Origin of the sequence: Burkholderia sp. AU31652 (genome assembly GCF_002223155.1) — a bacterium.
In the GTDB taxonomy this organism is placed as follows: Bacteria; Pseudomonadota; Gammaproteobacteria; order Burkholderiales; family Burkholderiaceae; genus Burkholderia.
The window spans coordinates 652,481-672,252 of record NZ_NKFG01000005.1; the positions used below are offsets into that span (position 1 = coordinate 652,481).

The following is a 19,772-nucleotide window of genomic DNA, read 5'->3' on the forward strand; positions in this document are numbered from 1 at the left end:
TCCATGGGGTAGGGGGAACGCGGCGCGACAGACACCGCGCCGTCATGCGATCGAGAATAGGGATGGGCATCGCATAAATCAAATCGATTAAAAAGCGATACCAGAATCAGTGGTATGGATGATGGTGGGGTGGCGCGATTGCGCCGGTGTTCAGCGCGCGGCGATCGCGTTGCCCGCTTCGGCCGCGTGCGGCGCGGCGGCGGACGCCAGGCCGCGTTCGCGATCGAGGCTGCGGCGATAGTGTCGGCATCCGGCGGCGAGCAGCAGCGCGGCGAGTGTGGCCGCCGCGACGTTGACGATCGACATCGAATGGCCGACCGCCGCCGGCGCGCCGAACACGCGGTCGGTGAACAGCGCGACGACGGTCGTGCCAATCCCGAGCGCGATCAGGTTCGACACGAGCAGGAACAGCGCGGAGATCTGCGCGCGCATCTGGTTCGGCGCGAGCGTCTGCATCGCGGCGGTGGACGTCGGCATCGGGAACGACGCGAAGAACATCGCGACCACGAGCATCGCGAGCGACGCGGGCAGCGAGTCGAGCTGCGTGAACAGCGTCGCGGGGATCACCATGCACGCGGCGCCGATCGCACCGGCGCGCATCGGCGCATCCTCGCGGCCGCGCCGCAGCAGCCAGTCGTTGAGCCAGCCGCCGCAGAACACGCCGGCCGTGTTCGCGACCAGCAGCACGATGCCGAGCGTGTAGCCGGCTTCGACGGCCGTCATCCCGAAGTGGCGGATATAGAACGCGGGCGTCCAGCTCAGCAGGCAGTACAGCGTCATCGCGTAGAACGAGAAACCGAGGTAGTGGCACGAGAAAGTCGCGCGATGCGTACCGACGAAGCGCAGCGAATCGCGCATCGACACGCGCCGCACGGCGCCCGAGCGATCCTGCGCGAGCCCCTTGCGCTGCGGGTCGCGCACGGTCACGGCGAACAGCAGTGCGACGAGGATCCCCGGCAGCCCGACGATCAGGAACGTGACCTGCCACGCATGCACCTGCCCGACCACCGGCAGCGTGAACGCGCTCGCATGCTTGAGCAGCGCGATTACGTAGCCGCCGATCAGGAACGCGACGCCGCCGCCGATGAACGAGCCGAGCGAGTACACGGCGATCGCGCGCCCGAGCTTCTCCTTCGGAAAGTAGTCGGCGAGCATCGAGTACGCGCCGGGCGACAGCGCGGCTTCGCCCACACCGACGCCCATCCGCGCGATGAACATCTGCACGAAATGCTGGCTGAGCCCGCACGCGGCGGTTGCGACGCTCCACAGCGCGATGCCGAGCGAGATGATCCGCGGCCGCGCGTAACGATCGGCGAGATAGGCGACGGGCAGCCCCATCACCGCATAGAACAGCGAGAACGCGAAGCCGTTCAGCAGGCTGAACTGCGTGTCGGACAGGTGCAGGTCGCGCTTGATCGGCTCGATCATCAGCACGAGGACCTGGCGGTCGACGAACGAGAAGACGTACGCGAGCATGCAGATGACGACGACATACCATTCGTACGTATAGCGCTTGCCGGCAGCGCGGGCCGTGGATGCGGACATGCGGATTCTCCAGGAGCGGGCGGTGGAAACGCGCGGCAGCGGCCTGGCGGGCCGGGCGCCGTCGCGGCACGAAAGCGTGCGGGGCACGTATCGGAAACGCAGCGTAGTCGGCCAAATTCAGCCGCCATAGCCGGAGTGACAGCAGCGCCACGCGGGCATTTACCGACCCGGATAAAGAAAACACCAGGGTCCCGCGCACCGGCCGCCGCGCAGCGCGCGTGCGGCGGGGCGCAGGTGCCTCATGCGGCGCATCTATAAGCGTTATAGAGCGCATTGCGTCGACGTCCGAAATTGTCGTTCCTAGACTCGGCCCGTTTTTGATCGGCAGCGTTGGCCCTTCGCGGCGAACGCGCTTCATATCACGCGGCGCGACGCCGAACTGCGCCGCACACTCTACGGGACGACGACGATGAACCAACCGAACGGGCGGGCCGACCGGCTTGCCGTACCGCTTGCCGCGCTGCTTGCCTGCGCGGCGTTGCCCGCCTTCGCGCAATCGAGCGTGACGCTCTACGGCCGCGTCGACACCGCGATCGAATACGCGAACGCCGGGCCGAACCACGTGACGCGCATGGGCAGCGGCAACCTGTTCGCGTCGCAGTGGGGGCTGAAGGGCGTCGAGGATCTCGGCGGCGGCTACGCGACGATCTTCAAGCTGGAAGATGGCTTCAACGCGGCGAGCGGCGCACTGTCGAACAGCAGCGCACTGTTCGGCCGCGAGGCGTGGGTCGGCATCACGGGGCCGTTCGGCGGCGTGCAGTTCGGTGAGCTTTACACGATCCTGCACACGACGCTCGTCACGTACAGCCTGCCGGGCCTCGGCGCGGGGCTCGCGTGGGGCAATGCGACGAACAACTTCGTCGGGCCCGCGTTCCTGCGCGTGCGCAACTCGATGCGCTACACGTCGCCGCGCCATGCGGGCTTCATGCTGCGCGCGATGGCCGCGCGCGGCACCAACGGCGCGGCCGGGCAGCCGTCGACGCTCGGCGATACGTACGGCGTGGGACTCAACTACGTGCGCGGCGGCCTGTCGGTGGACGTCGACACCATGCAGCAGAAGTTCAGCCCGGTGGCCGCGTCCGCGCTCGGCGGCACGAGCCCGGCCGCGAACGGCAACTACACGCTCGGCGCGATTTCGTACGATTTCAGCGTCGTGAAGGTGGCCGCGCTGTACATGCGTCATCGCGGCGGCCCCGACGTCGCGACCGCGATCGACAGCCAGAGCGCGTATCCGCACAGCGACATCATGGAGCTGAGCGCGACGGTGCCGATCGGGCGTGCGTCGCTGTTGTTGAGCGTGGGCCACTACCGCAAGGTCGCGGACAGCGACGGCAACGCCGATTCGTACGGCATCCGTTTCGACTATCCGCTGTCGAAGCGCACGGTGCTGTACACGGGCGCCGCGATGGTGCGCAACGGCGCGCATGCACGCTTCGTCGTGAACGGCGCGGCGGGGGGCGGTGTCGCGGTCGCCAAGCCGGGCGCGACCGCGAGTTCGATCGTCGCGGGCATCCTCACGTCGTTCTGAGCGTTTCGGTCGCTCCGGAACCGCGTGCCCTCCCGCTTGCACCGCTATGCGCAGGCGGGCGGCTGCGGCGCGAGCCATGCGTCGAACGGCGCCAGCTCGCCGATGTTGAACAGTTCGAGCAGCAGCGCACGCAGCCAGCGATGGCCGGGGTCGGCGTCGAAGCGCCGGTGCCAGTACGCATTGACGGCCCATTCGCCCGCACCGGCGATCTCGTACAGCACGCACGGCTGCCGCGCGGCAAACGTGATCGCGATCGTCTCCGGCAGGATCAGCGCATAGTCGCCGTCCTGCAGCAGCGCGGGCACCACCATGAAATCGGGGAGCGCCGCGCGCACGCGCGGCATCAGCCCGTGCCGTTCCAGCAACTGCATCGATTGCGGATGCGACGTGACCGCGACGAAGCGCAGCGTGTCGGGCGCGTCGCCATCGAGCACGTAATCGTCGGGTAGCGCGACGCGCTGCGCGGTGCGACGCGGCATCAGCAGCACGCAGCGCTCGTGCAGCAGCGCGGTGCGCTGGAAGTGGCTCGACGCATCGGCGAAATGCCCGAGCGCGAAGTCGATGCGCCCCGATTCGAGTGCGACATTGAGCTGGCATTCGTCGACGTGCAGCGTCTCGATCACCGCGCCCGGCGCGCGGCGGTCGAAGGCCGCGAGCAGCGTCGGCAGAAACGCGCTCGCCGCGAAATCGCTCATGTGCAGGCGGAACACGCGTTGCGTGCTGTCGGGCGTGAAGCGCGAGCCTTCGTCGAGCACGTCCTGCAGGATCGCGAGCGCCTTGTCGACCGACAGCGCGAGCCGCTGCGCGCGCGGCGTCGGCTCGACGCCGGTGCCGGTGCGCACGAACAGCGCGTCGCGGAACATCAGCCGCAGCCGGCCGAGCGCGTAGCTGACGGACGGCTGCGTGACGCCGAGCCGCAGCGCCGCGCGGCCGACGTGCCGCTCCTCGTACACGGCACGAAACGTCTTCAGCAAGTTGAGATCGAGATCCTGCACACGCAGTTCGGATGCATCGTTGTCGTGCGGTGCGGAATCGGTGCGGGCGGGGGCCGCCGAACGGCCGGGTGCGGAGTGCGTCATCGGGGTTGCCTCGCGGTGACGGAAGGCGCGTGGCCGTAACGCCGCGCATACGCCTTCGCGAAATGGCCGAAGCCATGGATGCCGTGTGCGATCAGCACGTCGGTCACGCTGCGCGCGTCGCCGCGTTGCAGCGCCGCGTGCACGGCGGCGAGCCGGCATTCGCGCACGTACGCGGCCGGCGTGGTGTGCAGGAACGCGCGGAACGCGTGCTGCAGCGTGCGCGGCGCGACGCCCGCGACCGCGGCCAGCGCGGCGAGTGCGAGCGGTTCGCCGAGGTGCGCGTTGACGTGATCGCACGCGCGCCGCACGTGCGCCGGTAGCGGCGGCGTGCCGCGCGTGAGCGCATCGCTGTACGAATGCGGCAGGTGCGTGAGCAGCAGCGACATCAGCCACGTGGTGAGGTCGGCACCGAAGGTCGTCGCGGCCGTGCCGAGGCCCGGCTGCGCGCCGAGCCGGCACAGGTATTCGAAGGTCGGCAGCAGCAGCGCGGCGCCCGCGCCGGTGCCACCGGCCGCGAGATCGAACTGCAGCGGCCGCGTGAGCGTGGCCTGCAGCATGTCCTGCAGCTTGCGTTCGAGCGCGCCGCGTTCGAGCCGCAGCACGAGGTTGCGGCAATCGGGGCTCGTGCTCAGGCGGCTCGCGAGCGCCGGCGACGACACGGTCAGCGCGCCGGGGCCGGCGCGCGCGACGACGCTGCCGGCCTGCAGTTCACATGCACCGGCGAGCGTCAGCCTGAACAGGAAGTGCTCGGCATCGTCGCCGAAGTCGATGCGCGTTTCGCGGCCGTAACAGAGTTCAAGCAGCGCGCCGTGATGCAGCGGCACTTCGTACAGCTCCGCATGAAACGGATCACGGCCACGCGCGGCCATCCGGTGCGGCCCGAGCCGGTGGGCGACCGCGCGTTCGACTTCGTCGGGGGCATGCAGCGTGCCGAGCCGGTTCGGCGCATGGCGGGACAGGGCGATATCCATTCACGGACCTCGTAGCGGATGCGGCGAGCGCGGCGGCATGCGCGTCGCCGCGATTGCGTTGCGCGAACGGGCGTGCCGTTGCGCGTTTTGAAGCGACGCGGCGAAAGCCGCCGCGTAGTCTCGGAAACACTCAATCACCGGGAGAAGACGATGAAGGTATGTGTTCTGGGCGGCGGCCACGGCTGCCATGCGGCGGCGATCGACCTGCTCGAGAAAGGCCACGACGTGACGTGGTGGCGGCGCGACCGCGAGCCGCATGCACGGCTGCGCGAGCTCGGCGTGCTGAACGTGACCGACTATCGCGGCACGCGCGCGGTGCCGCTCGGCGACGCGCCGGGTGCGATCCGCCTGACCGGCGAGCTCGCGGCCGCGCTGCGCGGTGCGCAACTCGTCGTGGTGCCGCTGCCGGCTACGTCGCATGACGCGCTCGCCGCGCAGGTCGCGCCGTTGCTGGAGGACGGCCAGGTCGTGTTCCTGCCGCCCGGCACGTTCGGCAGCGTCGTGTTCGCGCAGGCGGCGGCCGATGCCGGCAACCGTTCGCGCGTCGCATTCGCGGAGACGGGCACGCTGCCGTACCTCGTGCGCAAGCATGGCGACAACGACGTCGTGATCAGCGCCTATGCGACACGCTTGCCAACTGGTGTATTTCCCGCGAATGCGGCCGGCTGGGCGTTCGACGTGCTGCGTGCGGGCTATCCGTCGGTCGAGCCGGTCGAGGATGCGTTGTCCGGTGCGCTGATGAACGCGGGGCCCGTGATCCATCCGCCGCTGATCCTGATGAACGCCGGGCCGCTCGAACACTTCGACGCATGGGACATCCACAACGAAGGCACGCAGCCGTCGATCCGCCGCGTGACGAACGCGCTGGATGCCGAGCGCATCGCGGTGCGCGAAGCGCTCGGCTACCGCGCGCCGCATTTCCCGCTCGCGGATCACTACGCGGCGGAAGGCGACGAATGGATGTACGGGCGCGGCGCGCACGGCAAGCTGACCGATAGCGGCGACTGGCGCGAGAAGATCGATCTGCGTGCCCATCGCTACATGCTCGAGGACACCCGGCTCGGGCTGTCGTTCATCGTGTCGTGCGGGCGCTGGGCCGGCGTGCCGACGCCGGTCGCGCAGGGGTTGCTGAGCATCGCGAGCGCGGTGGCGGTGCGCGACCTGTATGCGGAAGGGCGCACGCTGGAGCGGCTCGGGATCGCGGCGCTGTCGAAGGACGCGATGCGTGCGCTGCTCGACAACGGAGTCGCGGGAGTATCAGCATGAGCGCGGCCGCCGATGTGACGCGTGTACACGTGCTCGGCGCGGGGCGCATGGGGCAGGGAATCGCGCTCGTGTTTGCCTTTGCCGGAATCGACGTGACGCTGATCGACTTCAAGCGGCGCGATGCGGCTGGCCAACGCGCCTTCGACGATCGCACGCGCGACGAGATCGCCAGGCCGCTGCATGCGCAGGTTGCGCTCGGACGCATCGATGCCGCGCAGGCCGATGTGGTCGTCGCACGCATCGCGATTGTTTCTCGGGATGGCGCTGAGGAAGCCGTGCGTGATGCAGAGGTCGTGTTCGAGGCGCTGCCCGAAGTGCTCGACGCGAAGGCCGACGCGTTGCGCTGGCTCGGCGAGCATGTCGATGCGCGCGCAACGATTGCGTCGACCACGTCGACGTTCGTCGTCACCGAATTGCAGCGCCACGTCGTGCACCCCGAACGAATGCTGAATGCGCACTGGCTGAACCCTGCATTGCTGATGCCGCTCGTCGAGATCAGCCGCAGCGACGCAACCGGCCAGTCGGTGGTCGATGCGCTCGCCGCGCTGCTCGAACGTGTCGGCAAGAAGCCGGTGATCTGCGGGCCGGCGCCCGGCTACATCGTGCCGCGCATCCAGGCGCTCGCGATGAACGAGGCCGCGCGGATGGTCGAGGAGGGTGTCGCAAGCGCGGAGGATATCGACACGGCCATCCGCACGGGTTTCGGCCCGCGCTTCGCGGTGCTCGGGCTGCTCGAATTCATCGACTGGGGCGGCTGCGACATCCTGTACTACGCGTCGACGTATCTGGCAGGCGAGATCGGCCCGCGCTTCGCGCCGGCCGCGAGCGTCGTGCGCAATATGGAAACCGGGTGCGACGGCGTGCGCACGGGGGCCGGCTTCCACGACTATGCGGACGTGGACGTGCCCGCGTACATGCGGCAGCGGCTCGGCGAATTCGCGCGGCTGCTCGATCATCTGGGATTGGCGCCGGTGTTCGACGGCGGGCGAAGCAGACAGGACGCGTAGCCCGGACGTCGATGTCGCGTGCGCTCGCGGTGCCACGAAAGCGCGCACGTGGCACCGTGAGCCGGTGTGTCCGACAGCCGCCGGCAAGCGCACGGGAACGGAAGCGGAGGCGGCCGACGCGTGCCGCACGCTCACACCGTGTCGCCGCGCGTGCCGGCATCAGGCGCGACGCGCGTCTCGCGCATCACGCACAGCGTCGCGACGGTCACGAGGCCGAGCGCGATGAGGAACAGCGACACCGGCCACGACGCGTGATAGCGCGCGAGCAGCGCGGTCGCGATCAGCGGCGACATCCCGCCCGCGAAGATCGATGCGACTTCATGCCCGAGCGCGACGCCGGAGTACCGCACCTCGGTGCTGAACAGCTCGCCGACGAGCGCGGGCAGCGTGCCGATCATCGCGCCGTGACTCACGGCGGTGCCGACCGTGAGCGCGAGCCACACGAGCGGCGTCACGCGCGTGTCGAGCAGCCAGAAGAACGGGAACGCGCACGCGACGAGGCTCAGCGCGCCGATCAGGTACACGGGCTTGCGGCCGATCCGGTCGGACAGCTTGCCCCACGCGAGCATCGCGCCCATCTCGACGATCATCGCGATCATCACGCCGGTCAGCATCACGCCGTTCGGGATGCCGACGTATTTGCCGTAGACGAGCGAGAACGCGAGGAAGATATAAGCGCCGCCGTTCTCGGCCACGCGCAGCCCCATCGCGAGCAGGATTTCCTTCGGATGGCGACGAATGCATTCGACGATCGGCAGGTGCGTGTGCGCGCCGCGCTTGCCGGCCTGCTCGAAGTCGCGGCTTTCCGGCAGATGGCGGCGGATATAGATGCCGATCGCGAAGATGGCGATGCTCGCGAGGAACGGCAGCCGCCAGCCCCAGGTGCGGAATGCGTCGTCCGGCAGCGCCTGCGCGGCGAGAAACGCGGCCGACGACAGCACGAAGCCGCCGCCCACGCCGAGCTGGCTCCACGCGGCGTAGTAGCCGCGCTGTTCCGGCGGCGCGTTCTCGCTGATCATCAGCACGCCGCCGCCCCATTCGCCGCCGGACGCGATCCCTTGCAGCAGGCGCAGCACGACGAGCGCGGCCGGCGCCCACACGCCGACCTGCGCATAGGTCGGCAGCAGGCCGATCGCGAAGGTCGACGCGCCCATGATCAGCAGCGTCCACACGAGCGACGCCTTGCGCCCGTAGCGATCGCCGACGTGGCCGAACACGATCCCGCCGAGCGGCCGCGCGACGAAGCCCAGCGCGAAGGCCGCGAACGCGGCGAGGCTGCCCGTGAGCGCCGACGCGCCGGGCGGGAAGAACACATGGCCGAACACGAGCGCCGCGGCCGTGCCGTAGACGAAAAAGTCGTACCACTCCATCGCGTTGCCGGCGACGGAGGCGATGACGACTCGGCGCAGCTGCCGGTCGGCGAGCGGCCGGGCGGCGCTCGGGGATTGCATGATGTCGGTCGGGACCATGGCGGACTCTGAAGGGGGAGGCGGGCGCGTGCCGTCTGTGCAGCACTGCGGGCTAGTGTTGTCGGCACCGCGCCCCCGGTCAAATCCGCAGAAAAAGGGGAGGGTCATCACTCCCGCTGATGATTGCCCCGGGCGCGGCCGCGCACTGATCCGTTCGACGCCGCGCGACACCTGCCATCAGGGAAAACCACATCGGCACATCGCCCGTCGCCGTTTCGTCAGCTTGCTTACGCGAGCCATTCACGTCTGAGCAAAGCGCGCCGCGTCCAGCGGGCGTGCGCGCTTTCGTTTCTCTTGCAGGGGCGCACCGTCCCCGCTCATCTCCCCGCCATTCGATTTTCAACTGCCGCCCAGTTGAACATTTCATTTCTTGATGCGATTACGGCTGGATACCATCCAGCGACTGTCTATACAACCCGATCGGGCGTATGGGCAGGAAAAAAAACACGACACATCGATGAACAGGTTTGGAGAAGAGGAGACGGAGATGGTGCGAATGAAGAGTAGGAAAACGGGCGCCGCACGCGTGGGCGTGGCGGTCGCCATGCTGTTTGCCGGCGCCGCGCACGCGCAGTCGACGGTGACGCTGTACGGGATCGTCGACGCGGGCGTGACCTACACGAACAACGCGAAGGGCCACGCATTGTGGCAATTCACCGGCGGCAACGAATCGGGCCCGCGCTGGGGCTTGATCGGCACCGAGGATCTCGGCGGCGGCCTGAAGGCGAACTTCCGCCTCGAGAACGGCTTCAACGTCGCGAACGGTGCGCTCGGCCAGGGCGGCCGGATGTTCGGGCGGTCGGCGTGGGTCGGGCTGAGCGGCGCGAACTGGGGCGCGGTGACGCTCGGCCGCCAGTACAACTCGACGCAGGACATCCTCGGCTCGCTGCAGATGAGCAGCTTCCTCGCGCAGTACTCGACGCACCCGTTCGACAACGACGACATCAACAACACGTTCCGCACCAACAACGCGGTGAAGTACCTGTCGCCGACGATCGCGGGCTTGCAGGCGAATCTCGTGTACGGCTTCTCGAACTCGACCGGCTTCGCGAACGACAACAGCTGGAGCGCGGGCGTCACGTACGTGAACGGGCCGCTCAACGCGGGCGCCGCGTATGCGCGCGTGAACCATCCGGCGGTCAGCACGAGCGGCGCCGTTGCTTCGGACAACTACTATCCGGCGTCGGAATCGGTGTTCGGCGCGAGCCTCGGGAACGCGATCCGCCAGCAGATCTGGGGCGCGGGCGGCAGCTACGCGATCGGGCCGGCCACGCTCGGCCTGCTGTACACGGGCTCGAACTTCGGGCAGGCGACGGGCGGCGCGCTGCGCTTCAACAACTACGAAGGCAGCCTGCGCTACCTGATCACGCCGGCGCTGATGGCCGCGGCCGGCTACACCTATACGCAGGTCGCGCGCGCCAGCGACAGCGGCCACTACCACCAGGTATCGGCCGGCGTGCAGTACCTGCTGTCCAAGCGCACCGACGTGTATGTGAACGGCTTCTACCAGAAGGCGTCGTCGGGTGTCGGCCGGGCGTGGATCGACGGCACCGACAGCGCGTCGTCGACGACGTCGCAGGTGGCGGTGGTGGTCGGCATCCGCCAGAAGTTCTGATGTCCTGACGCATACGCGTCTTCCGGAGGAGGCACTCATGAAACTCAAACTGTTGCTGGCGGCGTTGCCGTTCGTCGGGACGTATGCGGGCGGCTCGCTCGCCGAGGTGCGGCCGCTGCTGTTCGGGCTGCCGTTCCTGCTCGTGTGGAACCTGGTCTGGATGGCGGCCACCGCCGCGATCCTCGCGATCCTGTTCCATCTCGACGAGCGCGACGCGGCCCGCCCCGGCCGCCCGGGAGACGCGCGATGAACGCATCGATCCTCATCATCGCGGCGTTCGCCGTGTTCGCGCTGGCGATCGGCGTGATGGCGCGCCGTGGCCGCAAGCTCACGCTCGAGCAGTGGGCGGTCGGCGGGCGCGGCTTCGGCTCGCTGCTCACGTTCCTGCTGATGGCCGGCGAGGCGTTCTCGACGTTCTCGTTCCTCGGCGCGAGCGGCTGGACCTACAGCAAGGGCGTGCCCGCGTTCTACATCCTGTCGTACGGCTGCCTCGCGTTCGTGATCGGCTACTGGATGCTGCCGGCCGTCTGGCGTTACGCGAAGGCGCGCGGGCTCGTGTCGTTCGCCGACTACTTCGCGGCGAAGTACGACAGCCGCGCGATCGGCGTGCTGGTGTCGGTCGTCGCGGTGTTCGCGATGGTGTCGCTGCTGATGATCCAGTTGCGCGGGCTCGGCGTGATCGTGTCGGAGATGTCGTACGGGCTGATTCCGCAAGCGGCCGCGATCTGGATCGCCGCGACGCTGATGGCCGTGTACATGGTCGTGTCGGGCATTCACGGTTCGGCGAGCATCGCGATCTTCAAGGACGTGCTGATCCTCGCGATCGCGATCTTCCTCGGCCTGTACCTGCCGATGCATTACTACGGCGGCCTCGGCGCGATGTTCGCGAAGCTCGACGCCGCGCATCCCGAACTGCTGCGCATGCCCGAGCACGGCTTCAACCTGAGCTGGTACAACTCGACGATCCTGCTCACGTCGCTCGGCTACTACCTGTATCCGCACGGGTTCACCGCGATCTACGTCGCGAAGGACGAGCGCGCGCTGCGCCGCAACGTGATCCTGATGCCGCTGTACCAGGTGCTGATCGCGTTCCTGTTCCTCGTCGGCTTCGCGGCCGTGATGACCGTGCACGGGCTCGAAGGCGCGCAGGCCGATCTCGCGCTGCTGCGCCTCGTGAAGCAGACGTTCCCCGCGTGGTTCGTCGGCATCGTCGGCGGCACGGGCCTGCTGACCGCACTGGTGCCGGGTTCGCTGATCATGCTGAACGCGTCGACGACGATCGCGCGCAACATCTACCGCGAAGGTTTCGCGCCGAATGCGACCGACCGTGAGGTGACGCGCGTCGCGCGGATCGCGCTGCCGATCTTCACGCTGGTGGTCGTCTACTTCGTGCTGCGCGGCGGCGCGACGTTCGTCACGCTCGCGATCTTCTCGTCGAGCCTGCTCACGCAGCTCGTGCCGATGCTCGCGTCGAGTTTCCTGAAGCGGCCGTTCGGCACGCGCGAAGGTGCGTTCGCGGGGATCGTCGCCGGCGCGATCGTGATCGCGATGACGAACTACTATGGCGTGACGCTCGCGTCGCTGTTCCCGCGCGCGTCGAACACGCTGACGTCGATCAACCCCGGGCTCGTCGCGCTTGCGGTGAATGCGGTGGTGTTCATCGTGATCAGCGCGGGGCAGCGTAGGCTGAAGGCGCGGGTTGCAACGCCGGTCGGTTCCGCGTGACGGCTGGACGGCTGGGCGGCAATGAAATCAATCGAACGACAACAGGATACTGTGCGATGACGACCGAGGACAACCAGGCGGACAACCGCGAAGCGATCGACACGTTGATCGCGAATGGCTGCGTGATCACGATGGATCCGCAGCGGCGCGTGATCGAGCATGGCGCGGTGGCCGTGAAAGGCGATCGCATCGTCGCCGTGGGCGGCACCGATGAACTGCAGGCCCGCTACCGCGCCGCACGCACGATCGACGCGCGCCGCAAGGCCGTGCTGCCGGGCCTGATCGATGCGCATGCGCACGCGGGCCACGCGATGCTTCGCACGATCGGCGGCGCGGACGGCGACGCATGGTCGGCTGCGGCCGAGACGATCTACACGCGTGCGTCCGACGAGGCGTTCTGGGAAGCCGAATCGCACCTTGCCGCGCTCGAACGGCTGAAGGCCGGCGTGACGACGGGCGTGTCGCTGCTCGGCGGCGGCAACTCGATCATGCGCGTCGACGATCCGGTCTACGCACGGCGCCATTGCGATGCGGTGGTGCGCACCGGTACGCGCTCGATCGTCGCGGTCGGCCCGTCGCGGCCGCCCGCGCCGCGTGCTTACACGCGCCACACGCCGGACGGCAGCGACACGCGCGACATCGGCTTCGACACGATGTACGCAGTGTGCCAAAGCATCATCGACGAATGCCACGGCGATGCCGACGGCCGGATCCGCATCGCGCTCACGCTGCCCGTGTACGGGCCCGATCACGACCCCGAACTCGCGCGGTACGAACGCGACTTCCGCGACCAGGCCGCCCGTTACGGCGCGCTGGCGCGCGAGCGCGGGCTGACGTTCACGCAGGACGGCCACCGCGCGGGCACGCTCGCGTTCGCGCATCGCGAACTCGGCTTGCTCGGCCCGACGTCGTTCATGTCGCACAGCATCGACTTGACCGACGACGACATCGCGGCATGCGTCGAGACGGGCACCGCGATCGTCCACAACCCGAGCGCGATCATGTCGATCATCGGGCGCTGCCCGGTGCCCGAGCTGATCGATGCGGGCGTGACGGTGGCGATCGCGTCGGACGGCGCGGCGCCCGATCGCGGCTACGACATGTTCCGCCACATGTGGCAGTGCATGCATTACCACCGCCGGCATTTCCGCGACCCGGACGTGCTGCCGCACGGCAAGGTGCTGGAGATGGTGACGATCGACGCGGCGAAGGCGCTGTCGGTCGATCACGAAGTCGGTTCGCTCGAAGCCGGCAAGCTCGCCGACGTCATCCTCGTCGACCTGTTCCGGCCGCACATGATGCCGATGAACATGCCGGTGTATCGCGTGACGTGCTTTGCGAACGCGGCCGACGTGTGCATGACGATGGTCGGCGGAAGGGTGCTGATGGAGGATCGGCGGGTGTTGTCGGTCGACGAGGAGGCGGTTCTCGAACGGGTGAACGAAGTCGCGGCGATCACGATCGAACGCGGCGGGTTGCATCATTTGCTCGACGAGCCGAAGACGCTGTGGGGGCGGAGCCGCTACTGAGCGGGCATGCGGCAGCCGGCATGCGGCGACCGTTCCGCCACGCCGGCCCGGTTCGGGCCGGCTCGTGTTCAGCTCAAGCGAGACTGCCGGGTGCCAGCCGCACCACCTTCGCCGGCGCAGCCCGGAACGTCGGGCTTTGCGCATCGTTGGCGATCATGTGAGGCGTCACGTCGTGCGCGGCCAACGCGTCCGCCGATGCCCAGCGCTCGATCAGCACAAAGCCGTTCTCGTCGCCGACGACGGGATGCAGGTCGTACTGGAGGCACCCGGGTTCTGCCCGAACCGTGGGTGCCAGCCGCTCATAGGCGGCAATCTGCTCGTGACGCTTGCCGGGAAGGGTTTGAATCGAGATGACGAGCAGCACCTCGCGTGCGTGGCTGTGGCTTTGACGATCGACTTCGTTCATGGCGACTCCTGGTTGGTGTGCGTGATGCCGACGAACTGGCGGGGCGCCGTAAACGCGAGAAGCCCCGTCGCTGCCGGCGGGGCTCCTGGTGCATGCAACTGCGATGACTACCGCGCGCGCATTCCGGACGACCCGCCGTTGGCGATGGTCGTCGTGGTCGTGACGCTTGCGAGGGGAGTCGGATCGCGCTGCATGAACGCAAGGTAGCGCGATCGGCCGGGGCGCGTCAACCGCACCGGTTCTCGATCCATCGCGTCAGCGACGGTAGATGAACTCCAGGTCAGTCGCATCCCCGACCTTGAAATCGTACGTGCCGACCTTCCTGAAACCGGCCTTCTCGTAGAAGGCGATGGCCTTCGCGTTGCCGGACCACACGCCAAGCCACACCGGGCCGGGGCGTTCCGTGGCCAGATAGTCCAGTGCGGAATCGAACAACGCGCGCCCGGCGCCGGTCCCTTGCGTTCCGCGCCGAAGGTAGATCTGATGGATTTCCCCCGCACCGTCGGTAACCTCCGGGTGCGGGAGCTTGCACGGCCCCGCGTGCGCATACCCCACCAGCCGGCCATCGTCGCTTTCGGCGACCCACGTGCGGCACTGGGGATCGTTGAGCTGGCCCGTGACCGTCTCCACCGAGTAGGCCTGGGTCTCGTACGCAGCCAGATCGTGCGGCGGGTAGTCGATATTGAATCCGTCTTGCAGAAAGGTTTCGCGAAACGTGTCGCGCTTCAGTTCGGCAAGGGGGATGGCATCGGACGGCGTGGCAACGCGGATCAACATGGAGGATGGCTGGGTTCGTGGATCGGGCAGACAGTTTATCCCGGCTGACGCGAGGCTTGCGAGCGCCGGGTCGACCTGCGTGTAAGCCGTATCAAGGGCGTACAAGCCCGGACCTGATCCACCGCAAGGCAATCCTGATGATGCCGGTGGTTGACGGCCGACGGACATGCTAGGATTTCCGACAAACAACTTCGGAGACTGCCATGCCGTTCATCTGCGAAAACGTTGCATGCCGCGCCGTGCTGGCTCGCGGGCAGGTCAGGCCCCATCAGGAGGACGCGGGGTGGTGCTTCTACTGCCCGGACTGCAACACCCGGAACGAGTTGATGTATGTCGACGTGGCCGGCGGCGCCGTCGAACTGGTTCAGCCGGAGCGCGCCAGCCCGCCGCACAAGGTGGTGGCAACGGCCCGGCCGTTGCAGGACGGCAAATACGCCGCGCAGTTGAGCGTTCAGCGGGCGCTCGCCGTGAAGGGAACGTACGCGGCCGAGGAACACTGGGATGAACTCGGTGTGTTCGGCGACGCGCAGGAAGCCGTCGCGCACGCGAAGTCGTTCGCCACCGACCTGTTGCAGCGCGCGGCGTAGTCGAAATCATTCGGTCAACGAACAAGCGGTGTCGCGCACGCCTGCGTGACACCGCTTTGCGTTGCCCGTTCGTTCCCGTCAGTTGTAGATGTCGAACGAGAAATACTTCTTCGCGATCCGCTGGTACGTCCCGTCCTGGATCAGGCTCGCGAGCGCCTGGTTGATCTGCGTGCGCAGCGCGTCGTCATCCTTGCGCACGCCGATCGCCGAACCCACGCCAAGTGTCTTCTGGTCATGCAGCGGCGGCCCCGCGAATTCGAAGTTCACGCCCTTCGCGGTTTTCAGGAAACCGAGGTCGGCCTGCACCGACGATTGCAGCGACGCATCGAGCCGCCCCGACAGCAGGTCCTGGTAGACGAGATCCTGCGTCTGGTACGTGCGGACGATCACGCCCTTCGGCTCCCAGTACGTCCGTGCATAGGTTTCCTGCGTCGAACCCTGCTCGACGCCGACGCTCTTGCCCTGCAGCGATTCGGGTGTCGGCTGCAGGTTCGAGCCGCGCCGCGCGACGAGCCGGGGCGGCACGTTGTCGATCTTGTCCGTGAACGCGATCTGCGCGAGGCGCTTCTCGGTCACGCTCATCGACGACAGCACGCCGTCGAACTTGCGCGCCTTCAGCGCGGGGATCATCCCGTCGAACGCGTTCTCGACCCACACGCAGCGCACCTTCATCCGTTCGCAGATCGCATTGCCGAGATCGATGTCGAAGCCGACGAGCTTGCCGTCGGGCGCGAGCGATTCGAACGGCGCATAGCTGGGGTCGACGCCGAGGCGCAGCACCGCCGGGTCTTTCGCGGCGGCGGCGCCGGCCGTCAGCGCGAGCGCCACGGCCAGGACGAGCTTTTTCATGTCTGTCTCCAATACCGATTGAGGGTGTTTGTTCTGAAGTGAACCAGCGGCCGTGGGGCGTGACTGCCCGCGCCCGGCCATGCGCGGGCGGCTGGACGTTGCGCCGGCAGCGGCCGGCGAAACGTCCGGATTCGAAGGGGGCGTTAGCGGGCGGCGCCGATGATGCGCACCATGCCGTGCCGGTAGCCGGCGGGCGCGAACGCGGCGTTCAGCGCGGCCATCGCGGCGATCACGCCGAGATGCATCCACCACGCGATCGCGAAGCCGCCGCCCGCGTCGCGCAGCCAGCCGATCAGCCAGGGGCTCGCTGCGACGGTCAGGAAGCCGATGCCCTGCACGAACGCGGCGAGCGCGCCGGCGAGCCGCGCATCGGGCAGGTGGTCGAGCGTGACGATCAGGCTCATCGAGAAGAAGCCGCCGAGACCGAGGCCGACGCTCGCGACCCAGAGCCACGGCGCGAGCGCGGGCAGCGCGGCGAACCCGATGAAGCCGGCCGCCTGCAGCGCGAGCGTGAGCCACAGCACGGCGCGGCGGTCGGGCGAGCGTTTTGCGAGCATCGGCATCGCGAGCGCGCCGGTTGCCTGGAACAGCGCCATCCACGCGAGCAGGTTGCCGCTCGCTTGCGGACTCATGCCGATGCCGCGGTAGAACGCGGGCAGCCATGCGACGAGGCTGGCGTAGCCGCTGTTGCTGAGCCCGAAGAACAGGGCGAGCTGCCATGCGCGCGGAACGCGGATGAACGCGGTGAGCGGAGCCGCTACGGCCGTCGCGCGCACGGCGTCGGGCGGCGCCTTCGCCCGCCACAGCGCGAGCGTGACGAGCGCGGGCACGGCCCACACGGCGAGCGCGAGATGCCAGCCGCCCTGCGCGGCGAGCCACGGGCTCGCGACCGCGCCGAACGCGCCGCCGCCGACCAGCGCGGCCGAGTAGAGGCCCATCGCGAGCGGCAGCCGGTCGACGAACCAGCGTTTCGCGAGGCCGGGTACGAGCGCCTGGATCACGGCGACGCCGGCGCCCGCGACGATCGCGGTGCCGATCAGGCCGGCGCTGCCGCCGGTCCACAGGCGCGCCGTGCAGCCTGCCGCGATCAGCGCCAGCGCGACGCTCAGCGCGCGCCGCTCGCCCACGCGCCGCGCGAGCCCGACGCCGACCCCGGCGACGACACCCATCAGCACGAACGGCAGCGTGGTCAGCAGCGCGGCCGCGCGAAAGCCGAGGCCCGTGTCGGCGCGCACGACGTCGAGCACGGGGCCGAACGCGGTCAGGAACGGACGCAGGTTGAGGCCGGCCAGCACCAGCAGCGCGAGCGCGCCATAGGACACGGACGCCACATGCGGGCGGTGGACGGCTTGCGCGGTGCCGGGGTCGGACATCGGGATGCTCCAGGGAGGGGCCGGTGGCCCTGTGATGCGATGCCGAAAGGGTAAGCGCGCGCTACGCCAGGTGAAAATTAAATATTCGACTGGGAATCAGTGCGGAATGCGATGGGGTAGAGCGGGGCGACGGGGCCGGATGAGGTGACCGGCGATACGGCGTGAAAGCTCATTCATCGGATGAAACGCGCACCGTCATGCGACGGGCATCTGCTCGGCCAGCGCTTGCGCGCGCGCGGCCACCAGCGACCGGACGAGCGCGCGATCGGCTGCCGTTTCCGGCGTAAAGATCACGAGCGTCTGGTCGGGCCGGCCGCTCACCGCGAACGCCGAGTATTCGAGCGCGATGCGCCCGACGGCCGGATGGTGGATCTCCTTGGTCCCTTCTTCGTGCGAGCGGACATCGTGGTCGCGCCACAGCGCGTCGAACTCCGCGCTCGCCGCGCGCATCTCGTCGACGAATGCCTGGACGGCCTGCGTCGCACCGCCGCGCGCGACGTCGGCGCGAAACGCGCCCACCGCGAACCGCGCGACGCGTTCCCAGTTCGCCTGCACGCCGCGCACGTGCGGATCGACGAAGATGAGCCGCAGGATGTTGCGCCGTTGCGGCGACAGCGTCGTGTAGTCGGTCAGCGTCGCGGCTGCCGCGTCGTTCCATGCGACGACGTCCCACGTCGCCGAGCGCACGATCGCCGGGCTCGCGTCGAGCGAATCGAGCACGTGCTGCACGCGCGGCGACACATGGTCGGCTGCGTGATAGCGCACTTCCGGCAGGTGGCCGACGCCGATCAGGAACAGGTGCTCGCGCTCGGCGTCGTTCAGCAGCAGCGCGCGGGCGAGCCGGTCGAGCACGTCGGCCGACGGCGCCCCGCCGCGCCCCTGTTCGAGCCACGTGTACCACGCGGTGCTCACGTGCGCGCGCTCGGCGACTTCCTCGCGCCGCAGGCCCGGCGTGCGGCGCCGCGTGGCCGGCAGGCCGAGCGCGGCCGGGTCGAGTTTCTCGCGGCGGGCCCGAAGGTAGGCGCCGAGCAGGTTGTCGGGGGCGTCAGCCATAGCCTGTTAGTTCGTTTACCGGTAAACCGTCACGACTTCACCGTGCACGGCGATCGACAGATAGTAAGCCTCCCTGCCATCTGGAGGTGTTGAACATGCGTGTCTTTGTTACTGGAGCGTCGGGCTTCGTCGGTGCGGCCGTCGTGGCCGAACTCATGGCTGCCGGGCACTCGGTGCTCGGCCTCGCGCGGTCGGATGCGGCCGCGTCGTCGGTCGCGGCGGCCGGCGCCGATGTCCACCGCGGGTCGCTGGAGGATCTCGACAGCCTCACGCGCGGGGCCGAAGCCGCCGATGCGGTGATCCATACGGGATTCAATCACGACTTCTCGCGCTTCGCGCAGAACTGCGAGCTCGATCGCCGCGCGATCGAGACGATCGGCGCGGCGCTCGCGGGCTCGGCGCGGCCGCTGGTCGTCACGTCGGGCCTCGCGCTCGTCGCGCCGGGGCGCGCGGCGACGGAGGACGATCCGCCCGTGCCGGTGTCGTCGACTTACCCGCGGGCGTCCGAAGCGACCGCGGTCGCGCTGGAAGCGCGCGGCGTGCACGCGTCGGTTGTGCGCCTGCCGCCGTCCGTGCACGGCGACGGCGATCACGCTTTCGTGCCGCGCCTGATCGCGTTCGCGCGGGAGAAGGGCGCGTCGGCCTACATCGGCGCAGGCGACAACCGCTGGCCGGCCGTGCACCGGTTCGACGCGGCGCGTGTGTACCGGCTCGCGATCGAACGCGGTGCGGCCGGCGCGCGCTATCACGCGGTCGACGATACCGGCGTGCGGTTCAGGGACATCGCGGAAGTGATCGGCCGGCGGCTGAACGTGCCGGTCGTCGCGAAAACGCCGGCGGAAGCCGGCGAACACTTCGGCTGGTTCGCGATGTTCGCGGGGATGGATGCGCCGGCCACGAGCGAGCGCACGCGTGCATCGCTCGACTGGGCGCCGACGCAGCCGGGGCTGCTGGCCGATATCGACCGGCCTCGGTATTTCGAAAGCTGAACGG

18 protein-coding genes are annotated in these 19,772 nt (G+C 68.8%); 9 read left to right on the forward strand and 9 right to left on the reverse strand.

Annotation, left to right across the window (positions count from 1 at the left end):
• Nucleotides 1-150 precede the first annotated feature (150 nt).
• Nucleotides 151-1,545, reverse strand: coding sequence for a spinster family MFS transporter (locus CFB40_RS20500; RefSeq protein ID WP_089432215.1), 1,395 nt, complete (start codon nt 1,543-1,545; stop codon nt 151-153).
• 409 nt (nt 1,546-1,954) lie between these two features.
• On the opposite strand from CFB40_RS20500, the gene CFB40_RS20505 reads away from it, so the two are divergent.
• A complete protein-coding gene (locus CFB40_RS20505) occupies nt 1,955-3,073 on the forward strand; it encodes a porin (protein WP_089428215.1) in 1,119 nt (372 codons plus the stop codon).
• Nucleotides 3,074-3,117: 44 nt separating this feature from the next.
• On the opposite strand, the gene CFB40_RS20510 is transcribed toward CFB40_RS20505, so the two are convergent.
• Nucleotides 3,118-4,152, reverse strand: a complete 1,035-nt coding sequence (locus CFB40_RS20510; protein ID WP_089428214.1) for a LysR family transcriptional regulator — start codon at nt 4,150-4,152, stop codon at nt 3,118-3,120.
• Complete coding sequence (locus tag CFB40_RS20515; protein ID WP_089432216.1) at nt 4,149-5,123, reverse strand: AraC family transcriptional regulator; 975 nt, start codon at nt 5,121-5,123, stop codon at nt 4,149-4,151. Before CFB40_RS20515 ends, CFB40_RS20510 begins: the two co-directional genes overlap by 4 nt.
• Nucleotides 5,124-5,273: 150 nt before the next feature.
• On the opposite strand from CFB40_RS20515, the gene CFB40_RS20520 reads away from it, so the two are divergent.
• A complete protein-coding gene (locus CFB40_RS20520) occupies nt 5,274-6,389 on the forward strand; it encodes an NAD/NADP-dependent octopine/nopaline dehydrogenase family protein (RefSeq protein WP_089432217.1) in 1,116 nt (371 codons plus the stop codon).
• Nucleotides 6,386-7,396, forward strand: a complete 1,011-nt coding sequence (locus CFB40_RS20525) for a 3-hydroxybutyryl-CoA dehydrogenase (protein ID WP_089432218.1) — start codon at nt 6,386-6,388, stop codon at nt 7,394-7,396. Before CFB40_RS20520 ends, CFB40_RS20525 begins: the two co-directional genes overlap by 4 nt.
• 131 nt (nt 7,397-7,527) lie before the next feature.
• Here CFB40_RS20525 and CFB40_RS20530 read toward each other — a convergent pair whose 3' ends face one another.
• On the reverse strand, nt 7,528-8,865 hold the full coding sequence (locus tag CFB40_RS20530; protein WP_089432219.1) for an MFS transporter: 1,338 nt from the start codon (nt 8,863-8,865) through the stop codon (nt 7,528-7,530).
• 487 nt (nt 8,866-9,352) lie between these two features.
• Between CFB40_RS20530 and CFB40_RS20535 the strand changes: the two genes are divergently transcribed.
• The 4 genes from CFB40_RS20535 to CFB40_RS20550 are packed head-to-tail and all read left to right on the forward strand — an operon-like array spanning nt 9,353 to nt 13,734.
• Nucleotides 9,353-10,480, forward strand: coding sequence for a porin (locus CFB40_RS20535; RefSeq protein ID WP_143329868.1), 1,128 nt, complete (start codon nt 9,353-9,355; stop codon nt 10,478-10,480).
• Nucleotides 10,481-10,517: 37 nt separating this feature from the next.
• The gene (locus CFB40_RS20540) at nt 10,518-10,730 is read left to right on the forward strand and encodes a DUF3311 domain-containing protein (RefSeq protein WP_089432221.1); all 213 of its coding nucleotides are present in this window, start codon (nt 10,518-10,520) and stop codon (nt 10,728-10,730) included.
• A complete protein-coding gene (locus tag CFB40_RS20545) occupies nt 10,727-12,205 on the forward strand; it encodes a sodium:solute symporter family protein (RefSeq protein ID WP_089432222.1) in 1,479 nt (492 codons plus the stop codon). The genes CFB40_RS20540 and CFB40_RS20545 overlap by 4 nt, the downstream gene beginning before the upstream one ends.
• Before the next feature lie 56 nt (nt 12,206-12,261).
• Nucleotides 12,262-13,734 carry an amidohydrolase family protein gene (locus tag CFB40_RS20550; protein WP_089432223.1) on the forward strand — a complete coding sequence of 491 codons (1,473 nt, stop codon included), beginning with the start codon at nt 12,262-12,264 and terminating at the stop codon, nt 13,732-13,734.
• Between the two features lie 73 nt (nt 13,735-13,807).
• Here CFB40_RS20550 and CFB40_RS20555 read toward each other — a convergent pair whose 3' ends face one another.
• Complete coding sequence (locus CFB40_RS20555) at nt 13,808-14,140, reverse strand: putative quinol monooxygenase (RefSeq protein WP_089432224.1); 333 nt, start codon at nt 14,138-14,140, stop codon at nt 13,808-13,810.
• 255 nt (nt 14,141-14,395) lie between these two features.
• On the reverse strand, nt 14,396-15,022 hold the full coding sequence (locus CFB40_RS20560; protein ID WP_256976870.1) for a GNAT family N-acetyltransferase: 627 nt from the start codon (nt 15,020-15,022) through the stop codon (nt 14,396-14,398).
• 98 nt (nt 15,023-15,120) lie between these two features.
• Between CFB40_RS20560 and CFB40_RS20565 the strand changes: the two genes are divergently transcribed.
• Nucleotides 15,121-15,504, forward strand: coding sequence for a hypothetical protein (locus CFB40_RS20565; protein ID WP_089428203.1), 384 nt, complete (start codon nt 15,121-15,123; stop codon nt 15,502-15,504).
• Nucleotides 15,505-15,582: 78 nt separating this feature from the next.
• Here the strand turns inward: CFB40_RS20565 and CFB40_RS20570 are convergent, their stop codons facing one another.
• The 3 genes from CFB40_RS20570 to CFB40_RS20580 form a co-directional block, all read right to left on the reverse strand.
• Entirely contained in the window at nt 15,583-16,353 is a 771-nt protein-coding gene (locus CFB40_RS20570; protein WP_089432226.1) for an ABC transporter substrate-binding protein, read from the reverse strand.
• Nucleotides 16,354-16,496: 143 nt separating this feature from the next.
• A complete protein-coding gene (locus CFB40_RS20575; protein WP_089432227.1) occupies nt 16,497-17,726 on the reverse strand; it encodes a cyanate transporter in 1,230 nt (409 codons plus the stop codon).
• A gap of 195 nt (nt 17,727-17,921) precedes the next feature.
• Nucleotides 17,922-18,779, reverse strand: coding sequence for a helix-turn-helix transcriptional regulator (locus CFB40_RS20580; protein WP_089428200.1), 858 nt, complete (start codon nt 18,777-18,779; stop codon nt 17,922-17,924).
• Nucleotides 18,780-18,874: 95 nt separating this feature from the next.
• On the opposite strand from CFB40_RS20580, the gene CFB40_RS20585 reads away from it, so the two are divergent.
• On the forward strand, nt 18,875-19,768 hold the full coding sequence (locus CFB40_RS20585; RefSeq protein WP_089433260.1) for an SDR family oxidoreductase: 894 nt from the start codon (nt 18,875-18,877) through the stop codon (nt 19,766-19,768).
• Nucleotides 19,769-19,772: the final 4 nt, after the last annotated feature.